Origin of the sequence: Chitinophaga qingshengii, from assembly GCF_014529935.1 — a bacterium.
GTDB lineage: Bacteria > Bacteroidota > Bacteroidia > Chitinophagales > Chitinophagaceae > Chitinophaga > Chitinophaga qingshengii.
Map to the genome: position 1 here is coordinate 1128835 of NZ_JACVFC010000001.1, position 16627 is coordinate 1145461.

The 16627-nt window shown below is 46.7% G+C and carries 7 protein-coding genes; all 7 read right to left on the minus strand.

What is annotated here, in order from left to right; translation table 11 throughout:
• Positions 1-20: 20 nt before the first annotated feature.
• Entirely contained in the window at positions 21-1478 is a 1458-nt protein-coding gene (locus ICL07_RS04005) for a tail fiber domain-containing protein (RefSeq protein WP_188086647.1), read from the minus strand.
• 22 nt (positions 1479-1500) lie between these two features.
• Entirely contained in the window at positions 1501-3261 is a 1761-nt protein-coding gene (locus ICL07_RS04010) for a tail fiber domain-containing protein (RefSeq protein WP_188086648.1), read from the minus strand.
• A 5-nt stretch (positions 3262-3266) separates the two neighbouring features.
• Positions 3267-5045 carry a tail fiber domain-containing protein gene (locus ICL07_RS04015; RefSeq protein WP_188086649.1) on the minus strand — a complete coding sequence of 593 codons (1779 nt, stop codon included), beginning with the start codon at positions 5043-5045 and terminating at the stop codon, positions 3267-3269.
• Between the two features lie 10 nt (positions 5046-5055).
• Complete coding sequence (locus ICL07_RS04020; protein WP_188086650.1) at positions 5056-5559, minus strand: hypothetical protein; 504 nt, start codon at positions 5557-5559, stop codon at positions 5056-5058.
• Positions 5560-5566: 7 nt separating this feature from the next.
• Positions 5567-7459, minus strand: a complete 1893-nt coding sequence (locus tag ICL07_RS04025) for a tail fiber domain-containing protein (RefSeq protein WP_188086651.1) — start codon at positions 7457-7459, stop codon at positions 5567-5569.
• Between the two features lie 209 nt (positions 7460-7668).
• Complete coding sequence (locus ICL07_RS04030) at positions 7669-8355, minus strand: hypothetical protein (RefSeq protein ID WP_188086652.1); 687 nt, start codon at positions 8353-8355, stop codon at positions 7669-7671.
• Positions 8333-16624 carry an RHS repeat-associated core domain-containing protein gene (locus tag ICL07_RS04035; RefSeq protein WP_188086653.1) on the minus strand — a complete coding sequence of 2764 codons (8292 nt, stop codon included), beginning with the start codon at positions 16622-16624 and terminating at the stop codon, positions 8333-8335. Before ICL07_RS04035 ends, ICL07_RS04030 begins: the two co-directional genes overlap by 23 nt.
• Positions 16625-16627: the final 3 nt, after the last annotated feature.

Consider the following 16627-nt stretch of genomic DNA (forward strand, 5'->3'; position numbering starts at 1 on the left):
GGTATGACCGCTAATGGTTTCTATTTTTGTTTTTCCTTCAGATCAGCCAGTTCCTTTTTCAAAGAACCAATTTCCTGTTGCAGGCCATCTACTTTCTGATTCAGTTCCTGCATAGCCTTCACCAACAGGGCAACAGTATTGGCCTGGTCAATACCCAGGCGTTGTGGCGCCGCCATTTCTTCCGGTGCATCTTCTGCTATAAAACCGATATGGGTAATGGCATTCTTATCGGCCTTATACTTAAATGTCTGTACAGCCGCACTATTCAGGATACTTAACGCAGACTTTTCAAATGGCTGAATGTCCTTTTTCAGCTTGCGTTGAGAAGATTGATAAATTCCCAGTACTTCCAATTCCCCGTTAATTTTTGTGGCTCCATACTGGCTGACATAGAGAAGTGTGTCTTTGGTGGCACCTACCTCTTTCACAAACGAAATCCTCGAACTATCCAGCGTAAAGAGCAAAGCATTAGCGGCCTGGGACCAGCTCATCCGGGCACCGGTATTCCTATCGGCTTCCAGCTGAGCAACGCCACCTGTTGCAACCGCACCAAATTTAACTCCTGTTGAACGTATAAGCATATACGAAGAATCCGTCATACCGTTCCTTGCCCGGAACAGCAACGAACGTCCGCCTGCATCCAGCGTTCTATCGGCCGTTAGCGCTCCGTCTGTTGTATATATATTGTTGCCGCCGGTGATAAACTTCAGTCGTAGATTACCGGCAGTATCTGTAGATAACACACCATCGCCGGCCAGGGTATTTTTGTATTTTCCCAATACCACGCTGTCTTCGATTTTTGCCGTACCGCTGATCCACAAGTGGGCCATCTTTTGGGCGCTGTCTTTCTGGTTTTGGATAAAATTGGATTCCGCGTAATCTTTAAATAAAACCTCCCGCCACTCGCTCCAATGCGGTTTAGTATCATCTTTTACACGGAAGAAAACACCATTGGGCCCCCATAGTTCGCCATCCCAGTTCACCGCCATATCAAAACCTGTACTACCGTTACCTACCATTAAACCATTGTAGTACCGCATATTTCCGACGCCCTGAAACGCCTGCCTCGATAAACGGGGCATGTCCAAACCGGAATAAATATCATAACCCACCACCTTAAACATAGGCCATTGTTGAAACGGCGCGATGGTAGAATCCTTTATCTTCCAGTAATTGGTACTTTTCAGGTCATAACGCTCATCGCCCCACGGACTTAAATCCAGGGTATCCTGCCCCACGATAGACAAGGTATTGGGCCCCGTCATTTTCAGCCGTAGCTTTCTAAACTCCGTGCGGCCCATTCCTTTATTAAACAGGAACCCCTGCGTATGCTGGGTATGGTTTTCAATAATTAGTTCAGCCGTATCGCAGGCACTGTATATCCGGACACTGTCGGCCCGTATCTGGTAGGTTTGCTGCGCGTGAAGCGCCGTGTTCCATCCTGTAATTAACAAACATAATAACCACCATCGTTTCATAGTTCTCATTTATAGGGATTCATTATTTCTTTTCTGCCAGCAACTGTTTCACCAATGCTTTCAACTCAGCCACCTCCTGTTTTAAGGCTTCATTCTGTGCACTAAGTTCTTGTACAGCTTTCATCGTGATAGCCAGGGAACTGTTGGTATCGAAACGGTCTCTTTTTTTGGTAGAAAAATGCCAGTCAGTGTTATCCGCAATGATACCGACCCTTACATTTTCTTCCTTATCATCTTTATAAATAAATTGTTGGATGCTCACGTTATTCAACAATGACAAGGCATTTTCCCTAAACGGGTGGATATCTTTTTTGAGGATAGCTTTGGAACCCTGGAAAAAGCCGTTGGCGGTGAGGTTGCCGTTGCCGTCACGCAGTGCAGCACTATTGGCGACAGCGGTGACCTGGGGATTGAGATTCCCGGCATGCCATAAGACGTTGTCATTTGTTGTCCAGGTTTGTATGCTATCATTCCATAACAGTATCCATTTTTGCGTTGTTTGTTGATAGAATCCACCATTATTATATTTATCAAATAAAATAGAAGGTACTTTGCTGCCATAGGAAAAGTTAAGTCCAGACCAGTATCCCCAACTTCCATCCAGAATCCAGCTTCCAAAATTGTATACATTGGTATTGGTACGGAGGCCAAATATCTTTCGTTCATCCGGTGTATTGGAGGAGATGTTGATTTCACTTCCCAAAAGATAAGTGGGAAGATACGTTTTCGCAGAACGGTCATATCCCTGGAGATAGGTGCCGCCACCGAATGTACCAACTTCCATGGATTTACCTTCTCCGCTGTTATACCAGCCTTTAAAGCGGCCCATCTGATCACAATCAATCTGCTGTGCGAAATTATGATTACCTATTTCAGCGTTGTAGAACATTCTGTCCTGCTTTGCACCGATATACCCAACTCTTTTATGGGATGGTTCATAAAGGCTGATATAACCAGACTCGGTGGTAAGTCCGGGGCATAGTTCAACAGAACCGATGCCCGTAGTGCCTCCCACGATAGAGTGATCGCTTACCCAGAGCGCTCCTTTTTGTGCAGTATTTTTCTGATTCCATATATATTGCGGTGCTCCCTCGCTGGTAAGATATTTCCTATCCGCATAATCCTTAAACACCAACTCCCGCCATGGGCTCCAGGTAGTGCGGTTATCATCTTTTCCGCGGATAAATGCGCCTCTTACACCCAGGTCCTCCGTGTCCCAGTTAACCGCCATTTGATATCCCTTATTGCCTTCCAGCACCGTATGCCCCACGTAATAGTCGCGTGTAGCCGGGCTGATCCCTGTCGACTGCTCTGAGGTAAGTGGCATATCCGGAGAGTGGTACGCCCCGAAACCCGTTACCTTCCAGGGGTTAAAAATTTCGGGGCCGTAGGTCTGTCCTGCCGGGATAACATAAAATGGCGAGAACGGTGCATATACCTGGGTCAGCTTTCCGCGTTTACGGTAAACGATATTATCACCTTCGCGGTAGACCGTATCAATACCACCAATACCTGGCAGTGTACCCAGATCCAGTGTATCCTGTCCCGTTATAGCGATTTGGGTATCTCCTATCTTTTCCAGGCGTACTTTCCGAAACTCCGTACGGCCCGCACCTTTGTTATAGAGGAAGCCGTTAACTCCCTGTGTACGGTTTTCAATAATCAGTTCCGCCGTATCGCAAACGTTGTAAATACGGACACTATCAGCCCGGATCTGGTAGATTTGCTGGGCGCAAAGTGTGCTTGTCCATCCGGTCAGTAACAACAATAGTAATTTCTTCATAACAATCATTTCTTCTCCTTCAGTAATTGTTTCAACAGGGTTTCCAGTTGCATTACCCGTTGCTGCAAAGCTTCGTTCTGTTCACTGAGTTCCTGCACGGATTTCACCAGCAGGCCCACTGTGCTGGCCTGGTCCACTCCGCCTCTGCCGGGAATAGATATTTCTTCCGGCACTTCATCAGCGATGAAACCTACATTTACTTTACCGGTGGTATCTGCTTTAAACCGGAATGACCGTACCTGTGTTTTTTTCAGGATAGGCAATGCCGCATACGGTAACGGCTGTATGTCTTTTTTAAGGCTCCTTAACGAAGTCTGATAAAAAGAAGTTGCCTGCATCTGGCCGCCGATATAGGCGTTGCCGGCAGCATCTGTTCTTAGTCTCCAGGTATGGGTACCACCGTTAACAAACCCAATATCATTGTTGGCGTCTGCATAAAAGCAACCACGTTCGGCGCCCTCGCCTGTTTGCAGGGAAAGCCAAACTGAATTAACAACCCCTTGCTCGGCGCGGATTGCCCAGCTATTGGGACTGTCGTTGAACAGGTATCGGTAACTCGGTGTATAAAGCCCCGTATTCTCTCCTACACGCACCCAATTCTCTATTCCCAGATGACCGTTGTTGTCCGTTTTAATGGCAACGTTGGTTCCTTTTATGGCTACCGAAAGATTGCCTTCATGCCATATTTTATACCAGGGTTTCCAGATATTCGCATCTCCATTTCTTACCCTGAAAGCAATTTCATTGGTTTCGTTATAACTGGCATTCAACTGGCAATCGTAACCACCGTTCAACCCACCAAAAGACAATAGCGGTCCATGATATGGAGTATTACTCATGTAAGAAAAAGTAGATCCCTGGTAAAAATGATCGGCATTCATACCATCTGATGCTGGTATACTAAAATAGGATTGTCCTATTGGCCGATTGAGGTTCCAGCCATTCCACACCGGCTTTCCCATATAGCTAAAGCGGTTAGAGGCTAATGAAAGTACATCTGTTTTAACAGGATCACCGTAGCCCCAGCTTCTGAATATCCATCCTTCGTCCCCGTTATCTCTGGATTCAAAAATCAGGTTACCCGACGGCGTGTCTTGAAATGATTCGACAAATATTTTCCAGGTATCTGTATTATATCCCCAGTAGAGCCCATTCGTAGAGTCGCTCCTGGAGGATAGGAACTGAATATTATTCGTTAGCGTATACCCCCTGTCTGTAATACTTTGAAGTGTTTCAGGACCCAGAAAATTCCGCACTGCTTCGGCATTAAATGCCCGAATATAATTGTCGTAGCTACCGAAGAGCTTTATAGGAGTAACAGACTCTATTGGAGTATCCGTATTAAAATGGGTAGCGAATATCTGTCCGTATTGATTACGCCGGGGGATAGTATTGGGCACCGCCTCCTCACTCACATTTAACGCCGGAGCATACACGTTATACGTCAATCCTCTCTTTATATAGGTAATATTATCTCCATTGCGGTATATCGTATCCACTCCGCCAATACCCGGCAGCGTGCTTAAGTCCAGGGTATCCTGTCCGGTGATGGCGATTTGTGATTGACCGATTTTCTCTAATCGTACCCGGCGAAATTCAGTCCGGCCGGCGCCTTTGTTATACAGGAATCCACGGGTACCCTGGGTCCTGTTTTCTATGATCAGTTCCGCAGTATCGCAAACATTATATATGCGGACACTGTCGGCCCGGATCTGGTAAATTTGTTGAGCATGGGCACCCTGTACCAGCAATATTGCTACCATCAGTAAATAGAAGTATTTCATAGGTAATATTTTATTCACAACCATCTCCATATTCAAAAAGCTCAAAATAGCTACCATCACTAAACTTGTAGCGATACGTAAGCTTACAGTAACTTTTTCCGTTCTTTATGATGAGTTCACTGTTCCACAGTGTCTTCTTCGCCGTCTCACACACACCATTGATAACCTTTTGATCAAAACCATTGCAAACCGGCGCCACCGCTTTAGGAACCAGTTCCTGCCATACCGGCAACCGGCCATTAGCAGGCAACTTTGTCTCATCGATACTCAGCCATAACTTCGCATTGGCGGACGTGATACAGGCGTTATCCTGCGGAATCGCCGCGAGGTTCAACGCTGTAAAATATCCCTCCGCTACCTTCTGACGGATTTCATTATGGGTAACGAGATAATTATTCTGCGCCACCCATACTTTATGCACATTCAGGCCGATCACTAATGTGGCAGGTTGTAGTTGTGCATAGGCGCCCTGCATCAGCAGGATGGGTAATAACAATGAAAAAATATGTTTCATAGGATGATCAGGATTTTTTTTGTAGCAGCTGCTGAATAAGCTGTTCCTGCTGTTTCAGTTGCTGCTGCATATCTTTCAGCTGTTGCTGTAAATCTTTTAACTGTTGTTTTAAAACAGCTTGTTCTTCATTCAGTTCCTGTGCTGACTTTACCAGTAAGCCTACCGTACTCGCCTGATCCACTCCACTTCTTCCCGGTGTAGCTATCTCCGCCGGCACTTCATCTGCAATAAAACCAATGTTGGTTTTCCCGGTACTGTCAGCTTTGAACTTAAACGAACGGACCTGGGCTTTCATCAGTACCGGCAAGGCAGCATACGGTAACGGCTGTATGTCTTTTTTCAGGCTTCTTAATGAAGTTTGAAAGAAAGAGGTTGCCTGGACTTGTCCGGTTACGTAGGCATTACCAGCGGCGTCCGTTCTCAGTCGGTATCCCTGCGCCAACGCGTTAACAATACCCATATTGCCCGTACCATCAGCGTAAAATCCGCCGAGGCTATATCCACCTGAATTCTGTAACTCCAGGAACATCTCAGCGTTGCCCGCCTCTGGTCTAAATGACCAGATCACGGGTGTTCTGGGATAAAAGTGACTGCCGGCAGCAGTATAAATACCGGTAACAGGCGCTACACGTATCCAGTTATCCAGGCCGAGGTAACCATTGGCCTCCGTCCGGAGAACCATATTAGCTCCTTTGGTGGCTACTTCCCCATCATGTATAAACCGTCTCCAGGTATCCCATGCCTGACGATCACCATTTCGTACGCGGAAAGCAATCAACCCGCTACTTCCATAATCTGCATTAATCTGACAATCATATCCTCCGTTCAATCCTCCAAATGATAATAAAGGGCCGATATAGGGGGTACTGGCGCCATACGAAAACGTAGCGCCTTGTGCAAAATAATCCGCGCTGGTACCATCATCAGGATGTAATCTGTAATTGTGCTGCACCAGGGGACGGGGCGCATTACCGGAATGCCAGAAGGTAACATCCTCTCCATGATTACCACGGCCTTTGAGACGCAGGTAATCATCTGAATATAACGTCCAGCCAAAACGATTCGGCCGGTGAAAACCGATACCGGGGTTATTAGCAGACCTTAGCTCCAGATTACCCATATGATAGGCTTCATTGTCAAAAACGTAGTCATTTACAATGGCTCCCTGCCCTTGTATCTGGAAGTTGGCAATCTGTTTGGCGGTATCGTTTTTAATGTACCCGTTGTCGGCAGCGTCTCTAAACAATAACTCACGCCATGCCCCCCAGGTCTGCCTGGTGTCATCTTTGTTCCGGAGAAATGCCCCCAGGACACCCCTTTCTTCACCGTCCCAGTTAACCGCCATCTGGTATCCACGGCCATTTGACAGGACAGTATGCCCCGTATAAAATTGCCTGGCCTCTAATGGCGCTGTTTTTAGCCGTTCCGCTACAGGCGGCATATCCGGAGAGTCATAAGCATCAAAACCAACCACCTGGTTGTTGGCAAAACCTTCCACACCGGTAGCTCCCTTATGCGGAACAAAGACAAATGGAGGTAATGGCGCATATACGCTGTAAGACTGTCCGTTTTTGATATAAACAATATCATCTCCCTGGCGGGAAATGCTTTCAATACCACCGATGCCACTTAAAGTCCGGAGGTCTATCGTATCCTGTCCGCTTATGGCAATGCGGGAGTCGCCTATTTTTTCCAGGCGTAGCCGGCGGAATTCCGTACGGCCCCCACCTTTGTTGAATAGGAAGCCCAGCGTGCCCTGCGTCCGGTTTTCGAGAATCAGTTCAGCGGTGTCACAGACGTTGTAAATACGGACACTGTCAGCGCGGATCTGGTAGATCTGCTGGGCACGGGTGGTGGCGGTTAAGAGAACAATGGTGATGAATGGGAATAGAAATTTCATGGTATAGGAAATAGGGATATACTTGTTTATTTATACTTCCTGATATATCTTCAAAATAAAAAAAAAGGTCTCAGAGTTTTTTTCTCCAGGAAGTTACATTGCAAGGTTAAATCTCTAGAACATTTGAAGCATATCGAAGCATTCTTATACGACATGACTCTTGTTGAACGCTGACAATGGAAATACATAAGGTATTTTACACATTAAATCTAATAAAAAAAGAAAGATTTAATTGGCTCGAATTGTAGTCCTGACATCTTTCGTTCCAAATAAAGACGGTAAAAATTTGCGGTGGCATACAAATCTATTCCATACTTAGGAAACGAAAACAGATCAACCTTATCAATTAATTCCTTTTTCAAATACACTTCATCAGGGTAAACCGCAAATAGACTTTGCCTCTTAATCTGCAAATATCTTTCCTCAAAGCGCTGCCTATCCTCCTCTTCTATCAATATATCGCTATCCACAAAACCTTTTGCTATAAACCGGGACTTAGCATAATCTATAAAATCATAAAAATTATGATCAAATAAATTCACCCAGTAACTTCTTGACAACTTTTTTTTATTTAATGCATTAATCCTTAAGGATTGTTTAGGAGGAAGCTTAAGTTCCTGTATCGACAACAGTGCTTCTTCACTACATATAAGTCCTTCATGGCAACCGCAGTCGATTACATTTAAAAAATCCGTAAAATTTGCCCCTGCCACAACTTTAATCCCACTAGTCACTTTAGACAAATCTGAAAAATAGCTTATATCGTCCGAATCGACACCTTCAAAATAGCTAAAACTAGCTTGCGGAAAGACCCCTATTTCTAACGGATCTGTAGAATAACTTATGCGATAAATATCACCTTGTATCATAGCATTATAATTTTCTTCCTGATTCATTTAGCTCTCGAAAATATTCATTTATTCTTTTATCAACTTTATTTTGATCTTGCATTATTTCCTCAAAAGCATTGATAATTTTTTCGTTCATTTTGCTAACTCTCTGTCGAGCTTCACCTAAGGTGATTATGGAGTTTTTAAGATCGTCGTTTATCAATGTTAACGTATTTGCCACATACTTGTTATACTCCGGATGACTTGCATGCATACCATCTGTCAAACCTCTGGTTGAACTGTATTTTGGTAGAATTGTACCATTCTCAAGTCCTTCAATATCAAACAATCCAGCTTTTGTTAATTTCTTAACCAATGGATGATCAGCCAACCCTTTGGGTATTATATGATGAATCTCCCATGAAGATGAAAAATCAGCCCACTTCGTTCCGAATTTTTTAGCCGCTTTGTCAAAGTTACTAATAAACTTGTCCTGAAGGGTACCTTTAAGTTTGCCAAGTTTAACACCCGGCAGGAGAACTGCGGCAGCGTCTAACCCTCCTGCCACCATTACATCTTTCTTAGTGGCTTTGGGGTTTATCAGAGCAAATAACGTACTTCCTCCAGGAAAGAAAGCGACCAAATTCCCTTGTAGTTCTAAGACCTTCTCCGATTTCTCGGCTATATCAGCGACTGCAGCACGCCCACTCGCTAATGATGACTGCCGTTCTGCCTCTGCCTCCCGATCGTTTGAGTGATTACCTCGAACTGAAATAAACATTCGGACAAATCGACTCCATAGAGAAGCAAGGCCCTCTTCGGCTCCGTTCACATCAACAAAGGCAATTGGCTTATTTCCCGCAAAAGAGTATGGTGTATAATGTGGGTACTGTTTGGTCAAAGGATCTACACTCAAAAACCGTCCTGTTCTCGGATCATAAATCCTCATTCCATAATCCTGCTGGTTCCCCTCTCCTTTCACTTCATTATCATTCTCCTGCCCATTAAATCCATAACGATATCCACCACCCGCACTCCATTTCCTACCCGCCATCATCATCCCAAACGGATAATAATCCTGGGCAGATACAATATTCGCTTCGTAATGATCAATCACGCCGCCTGTACCGGCAACTGCTCGTTTGTCGTCTCCTACAGTAGCCAGAACATTCCCCAGGTGGTTACCCAATTCAAAGAACTTATCTCCTCTGGTAAATGTAGTAAAAGTTCCTGATCCCAGTGTACCTAGCCGCACAGATGTAGGTGGCTCTGGATTATCGACCAAGGTAGTAAAATTACTAATCCCCAGTCTACCGCTACCATACAGATGCGTTTCTGATTGTGTCAGGTGACCGTTATTAACAGCTGTATTACCAGATTCATACACGCTCATCACATTGCCTGAAGCATCCCACACATACCGCGTAAGACGGTCTCCCACCTTTTTGCTGATACGGTTGCCAGCTACGTCATAGGTATAATAAATCTGCGTGTTATCATCTTTGGTTATCTGGCTGATTTTACCATAAACATTCCATTTAATGGAAACACCAGCCTGCTTGTCATGAACAAGGTTACCAATACTGTCATAGGCATAGTTATTATCATCCTGACTATCAATATCGATATCGTATTGTTCTTTCGCTACCTGGTCTTTGATATGCAGTAACCGGTTGGTACCATTAGTATAAGTGTAACTCAACTGGTCCATTTCCAGGGGCTTACCAGCCCATGTTTTATTACCGTTACGGTTATAGTCCCGGATGTTACCATTCGGATCGTAGGTAATCCGCTCTGCAAAATCATCCACTGTTATGGGAGACCAGGTATTGGTAGTGACATCCAGGTTATGCGCCGCCTTCATTGCTTTGAGGCGGTTCAATATATCGTAGGTATAAGTATAGAACAACGGTACCCCTGCTTTCGGCAGATTCACGGTCATACCGGCGATGTTACCATTATACAGGGCAGGGAGACCGGCTCCCGCGGAAGCAAATGGCTTCACAGCCGGGTCCAATGGCTTATAGTCGTTATCACCAAAGTAATGTAGGGAGAAACCAAACGCATCTTTAGCGGTAATGCCGTTGGCAGCCCCATCATGGCCCATATCAAAACTGGGTGTGAGGGCGGTGCTGTTCACGCCTTTCAACCAGCCCTGCAACGTATAGGCGTAATCGAGGCCCTGTACCTGTTGCTGACCGATCACCGTTCTTGCCAGTGGTCCGTGTTTATAGTATTGATACCTCGCGTCTTTTTCCCAATACACGCTGTCACGGCTTGTTTCCACATCTGTCAGCCTGTTCTCAGCATCATAGGAGTACCGGTGATAGAAGGCATCCGGCATGCCGCGTTGGTAGCTGACATTATTCACCTTACCGCTAACCAGGTCATACCCGTAATCGATACGTTTGAAACGGTTACCATCGTTACCGGGACCGTTATTGTATTCCTGCACCAGCGTACGTACGTTACCGTGAATATCATAACTGTAGAAGCTGGCGGATGCCTGGTTACCAGGCAGGGTATCGGTAATACTGTTATATACCGCGCTCCAGGAAACCCGGTTACGCAGGTTGGTCGCCTTCAGGATAGGTCCGTCGCCTGTATAAGGCAGATCATATACAGTACGGGTGATCTGTGACCGGTTGCTGCCGGCATTTAATACCCACTGCGCCAGATCGGCTGCACTTCTGCTGATGGCATCATTCATCGGCGAACTGCTAAGCAGCTCCCCTACTTCTGTAATACGGCCTAATCCGTCGTACAACGTATAACTGTATGCGTTATTCTGCGCCTGTTGCAGGTTCTGGGAAACCGCCAGTCTGCCCAAACGATCGTACCAGAAATGAGAAGTTCCACCATCGGGGCTATGCTGTGCCACCACCTGGTTGAGGGTATTATACCGGTAGTCGGTGATCAGTCCATGCTCCGGAGTAAGCGATTGACCGGTCTTTCTGGCATTGGCTACCCGGTCTGTCCAGTCTTTTGAACGGTCAATTTTCACACCGGCTGGAGGCACCGTTTTCACCAGGTTACCTGCCTGATCGTAGTAATATAGCGTATGCTGGTATTCTGCGGAGGTATAGGATACCGCGAACTGCTCCAGTTTATCCGCCCCCAAAACGGCGCTGATATAGGCGATATCAAAATCATTACGGATAGAATCCCGGTAGATGAAGTACAACTCCATACCCTTGGTTTCCGACATGATGGTAGTGTCTGAACAAGCCGTAATTTCCGGTACTTCTATTTCTTCAAAGGCGCTGGTAACATTACCACAGAGCATCGGTCCGTCGTATACGAGGAAACAGCTGTCGATACCCGGACAACCCTGGGCAGTGATGATCGGAGTTGTCAACAGGCCTCTGAGCGCTACCGTACTGATATTGTTGGTATTGAGGTTGACGGTAGTCTGTGTTGCAGGGGCTTTCAGCACCACATTACTCCTTATATCAGTAACAACGATATTCTCCGTGGCATCATTACAACCGGTACGACCTTCTTTATTAGCCCGCATCAGCAGCCCATGATTTTTAGCCGCCTGGGATTCACCAGCGGCAGCGTAGGTACCGTCGGGATGTTGTACCACACGGCGCACCTGTTCGGTCTGACCATTGATAACACCGCGGCGGTTCCATTCCAGGTTGTTACCTGCATTGAACTTATACCAGTAAGCATCGATATTGGCATGAGCGGCTATTACGCCACCATCGGCTGTAGCGGCGATGGTCCAGGAGTCAGGATCGGTTTGCCCTATTGCCGGCATCGGTAGCTGACGGGCAGCGGTAATACCGCCGTTTTCAGCAATATCCATCAGGACACTGTTGTTCCCACTGCTCAGGGCTAACTTGTAACCATCTGAAGCAGCAAGGATATTGCCGGTAGTATTGGCTTTACCGTCAATGTCATATTGCTGGGAACTGATCTGCTGACCATCTTCTTTATTGATTTTCAAAATCACCGCATCGTAATCGCTGCCTTCCATAATGGAGCTGGCTGCAATCAGGGTATTCCCCCTTTCCGTCAGACTGATATTTTTACGGGTTTGAGAAGAGCCGGTTTGTTTCATCCAGCGTAATTCCCCTGTATTCGTGAGTACACCGGTTACCCAGTCGGTGGCAGCTGTACCGGTACGGCGAAGACCCGCCAGTGCAATATCTCCTTCAGCTGTCTCCAACACATCTTTACCTTCACCACCATGGTCCGAACCAAAGTCAACGACTTTATTCCAGAGCACATCACCATAGGCATCTACTTTAACCACCAGCATGGCCCCGTTATCATAACAGTTGGAGTTGGTGGTACCAATGGCAATGTAACCGCCATCGCGGGTGGGCGTGATCTTGTTGAAAACATCGTACATATCGCCACCATAAGTCCGGCCCCAAAGCAGGTCACCGGTCTCGTTGGTTTTCACGATATAGGCGGCCACAATGTTGTTGATAGTAGTAGAACCGGCCATGACAAAACCATTATCGGATGTTACCCGGACATCCCGGAAAATGCTGGCATTACCATTCATAAACGTGCGCACCTGTTGTTTGGAGGCGGCGCTACCCGGTACGCAGACCATCTTACCGCTGCCGGAAGGCACCTTACCACAGCTGTCGATGAATTTCAAATACTCCCAGGCTTCCATGGTATAACCTAAACGGTTATTCATATACTTCGCAAACAACAGGTTAATGCTCACCTGTACAGAATCCACGCTACCCACCGCCGGTTTCAGACCGGGATATGTGAGCTGGAAAGTTGTCACCAGTGAGTCCGTTACCTTACAAGGAACACAAGACGGCGCCACCCCACAATCCAGGAAGGCCGGGATACTGATCGGTTTGGAGTAATAGGTACAATGGTCGTTTTTACTTTCGTTACAGGCATTGATCACCTGGTCCAGTGTATACTGGGATATTTTAATATTCCTTACCCGTTTCAAGTAGGCGGCCAGTGTAGTGTCTGCACTTCCTTTCCGCTGTTGGTACTCCATCTTCAGATTTGCCAGGTTTTCACACTCGCAGTCTTTTGGCCGGGTATATTTGCCGGGATCACCCATAGCCACCTGCTTGTCATAGGGTCTGGGTATAGTGATTAATTCGGTATTGCAAATTAATGGATCTGTGATCTCATGTTTATCATTATAGTCTTTTAATACCTCCTCAAAAGAATGATAGCGCGGATTCTTAGCCGCAGGGCTTACACTGCTGGCGCCACGTGGGTGGGCGCTGTCAGAACCAGCCTTACATACCGCCACCATCTTCTCCATGATCTCTTTCAGCGCTGTAGTGTCATACTTACAAGGGGCTAGTTGTTTCACCCAGTTGGCCACATAAGCGCGACAGTTACTTTCATACAGGCTATCCATCTGGCGCTCCAGCTCCTGCCTATCCTTGACCGTGATCGGTATATTAGCCTGCCTGGCGGCATCGGCCGCATTATTGAAACGGGTTGTTTTTCCCCAATTGATTACTGTTCTGGCATCATAGGGGCACTGCTGCCCATCCAGCCATTCCAATATGTACTGGCGCCGGTAAGCCAGATACAGGTTACGGAAACTCCGCCAGGCCATGTCCAGGTCACCTGCACACATGATGCTATCGTTAAAGGCATAGGCGTTATTCTTGTAATGCTCGGCACACTCGGGAGCTTTGTTCACACACATCACCATCTGAGTGGCAGCAGCCCAAAGAGAGTATCCCGGTTGAAACACCTTCAACTTATTTTTCATACTCGCTGCGGCTGGTGCGGGCAGCGGGTCTGGCGTTACAATAGGGAAAACCGTCATCTCACTCATTCCCATCGGGTTGAGGTAACCTTTCTGTTTGGCTTCCGCGTAACTATCTACTTTCTCAAAATCCTTAATCCACCGCTGCGCGCTTTCAATACGCCGCATAGCCTCCAGCTTACAGTATTCGGGGTGAAAACGGAGCAGGGTATTAGCCCAGGAGGGCTGAAAAGCATTGGCAAAATCCGCCGGGGTTAATGTTTGGGGAGTAACAAGTTTACCGGTTACCGGATCTGTGACTGTCATTGGTTCACCTTTTGCATTCAGATACTGAAGGCTCTCATGATTATAACGACCAGTTCCGTAAAAGATAGAATACACTTTGTCTGCCTCCGCTGATCTGGCATATTGGCCGGATGGCGGCGACACATCCTGCAACATGGCCTTCAATATATCATCCTGTTCTATCTTCGCGCTATCGCAGGTACCACAAGCAGGGCCACAGGGCAGTTGCTGGTATTCCAGTTTCTTTTTGCGGATCAGCGAGTCCATCGTGATGCACTCACTACCCGGCAGAAAGATACTGTCACGGTAAAAATCCATTACCTGTTTGCTTACTATCAACTGTTTGGTGACGATATAGGAACCTTTGGGTAACAGCTTCTTAAACGTCGCCGTGATAGGCGCAGGTGCCTCGCAATTATTCGTCAGCTGAAGCGCGTTATAGTTCTTTAAGGTGATCACATAAGGCTCTCCACCCAACCGCTGATTGAAGGCGTCGTCGGTGATGGTGATCTTCAGATCATAAGAACCAATATAACAATGCTCCAGCCCGTTGCAATCCTTTTTCTTTAATACCGGCGGGGTCAACTGATAGCTAAACGTATAGTCGCCAGGTTTAGGCACCAGCAAGGCATATTGACTTTCCAGTCCTCTTTCGCTGATGGTGTTTTTACCGGCGCCGGATAAACTATCGGTTACATGCTCTGATATTTTGTTATCCAGGTCTTCCAGGTTCAGGTTGTCTGCACGGCCTGCCAGCGCGGTAGCAATCGTTCTGCCATGCATATCCGTATAGCTCACGGACACCTGTCCATTAGCATCGGTCACCGCATTCTTGAAATAATGGGAGCTAAGCCCTACTTCTGTCCCGAACATGGCATCCAGTTCCTCCTGGGTGGGCGTATTGTAGGAATACTCTGTTTCATGACCACTCCCCAGTTTGAAAGTAGGTCCAACTCCACTCTGACGGCTGATGCGGCCGGTATTGTCCTGGGTATAGGAAGTTTCTGTGAAAGCAAAACCTTCCGCGTCCGGAATATATTTATTTAAGGGATAATTGTTCTTATTCGCCGGGGAATAGTACCAGTTAGCCCCACTGGTGGTATCCATAGGTGCGGCAGCGGCATTCAGGAAATCTTCCTCCCTGGCCAGATAATCATACTGGTCTTTGTCGTATTCCTGCCGGTTCAGGGCGGAGTTCAGGTTACGGGTATATTTGATCACCTTGTCCAGCGTAGGCGCCGGCAGTACCTGAATGACCGGCCTTCCCTGATAGTCATAAAAAGATTCAGCAGCCGTGATTGTATTGGTGGTATTCTCTTTGGTAACCGTCTGTCTGCTACGAAGACTACCATCAAAATATTGTACTACTACTTTGCGTTTACCGTCTTCCGCGAAGGAAATGGATGATTGCCAGTTTAACTTTGATTGATGACCATTGAAAATAAATTTACCAAAACCAGAACTATAGCTGCTGCTCCACGCCGTCTCCCAGCGCACATCATTACTCTTCTCCTGCACCGCCCTCACCCGGAAATACAGCACGCCTATTTTATCATACAAAAGCGGTATCGCATAGGTATTGCCCGGTACGGTAACGCGTGTCGTATTGTTGGCGAAAATCTTTGAAGCCATGACCGGGTTACCGTAACGACCGGATTCCAGCGCGCTCGAATCTACATAGGCCCACTCCAGGTCGTATACATCGGCCCCCTGAATCGCCGGCCAGGATACCACTAGCTCATCCGGCTCCGGTACATCCGGCGTTGTCAGATATACTTCCTTCACCGCATCCAGGTTGCATTCCAGCTTATATTTGGGATGCACCTCCATCTCATTGTCCAGCACCAGCACAGGGGAAATATCTTTCCCTGCGGTATGGGTAATGCCCATCACCTGCACCCTTACCTTATGCGCATTGTTGAACACAAAGCTCCGGCGCATGGTATATGTTCCGGCCGTATCATAATTAATCACAAAATCCTGATCGGTATAATTCTCGCCTCCGGTAGCGCCGGTATAGAAAACACGCGCTTTGAGCGTAGCTGTAAAAGGTACCCCAATGTAAAAGTTGCTGTGTTCATTGAGCCGGAATGTAACAATATTCCGTACCAGATAAGGGGTATCTAACTTGGGAGTAAGACCGGCATCAAAATAAATACTGTCTTGTATCGCCACCACAGAATCCTTCACCAGCTGACCGCGGGCGCCTTCCAGTGATTTTTTCAATACGATACCGGTACCAGTCTGCGCCTGGCTTTTGTTCATCATCAACAGTAGCAGTAACAACCAGCTTAAGCGGGATACTACTTTCAGCAAAATAGGTTTCATATA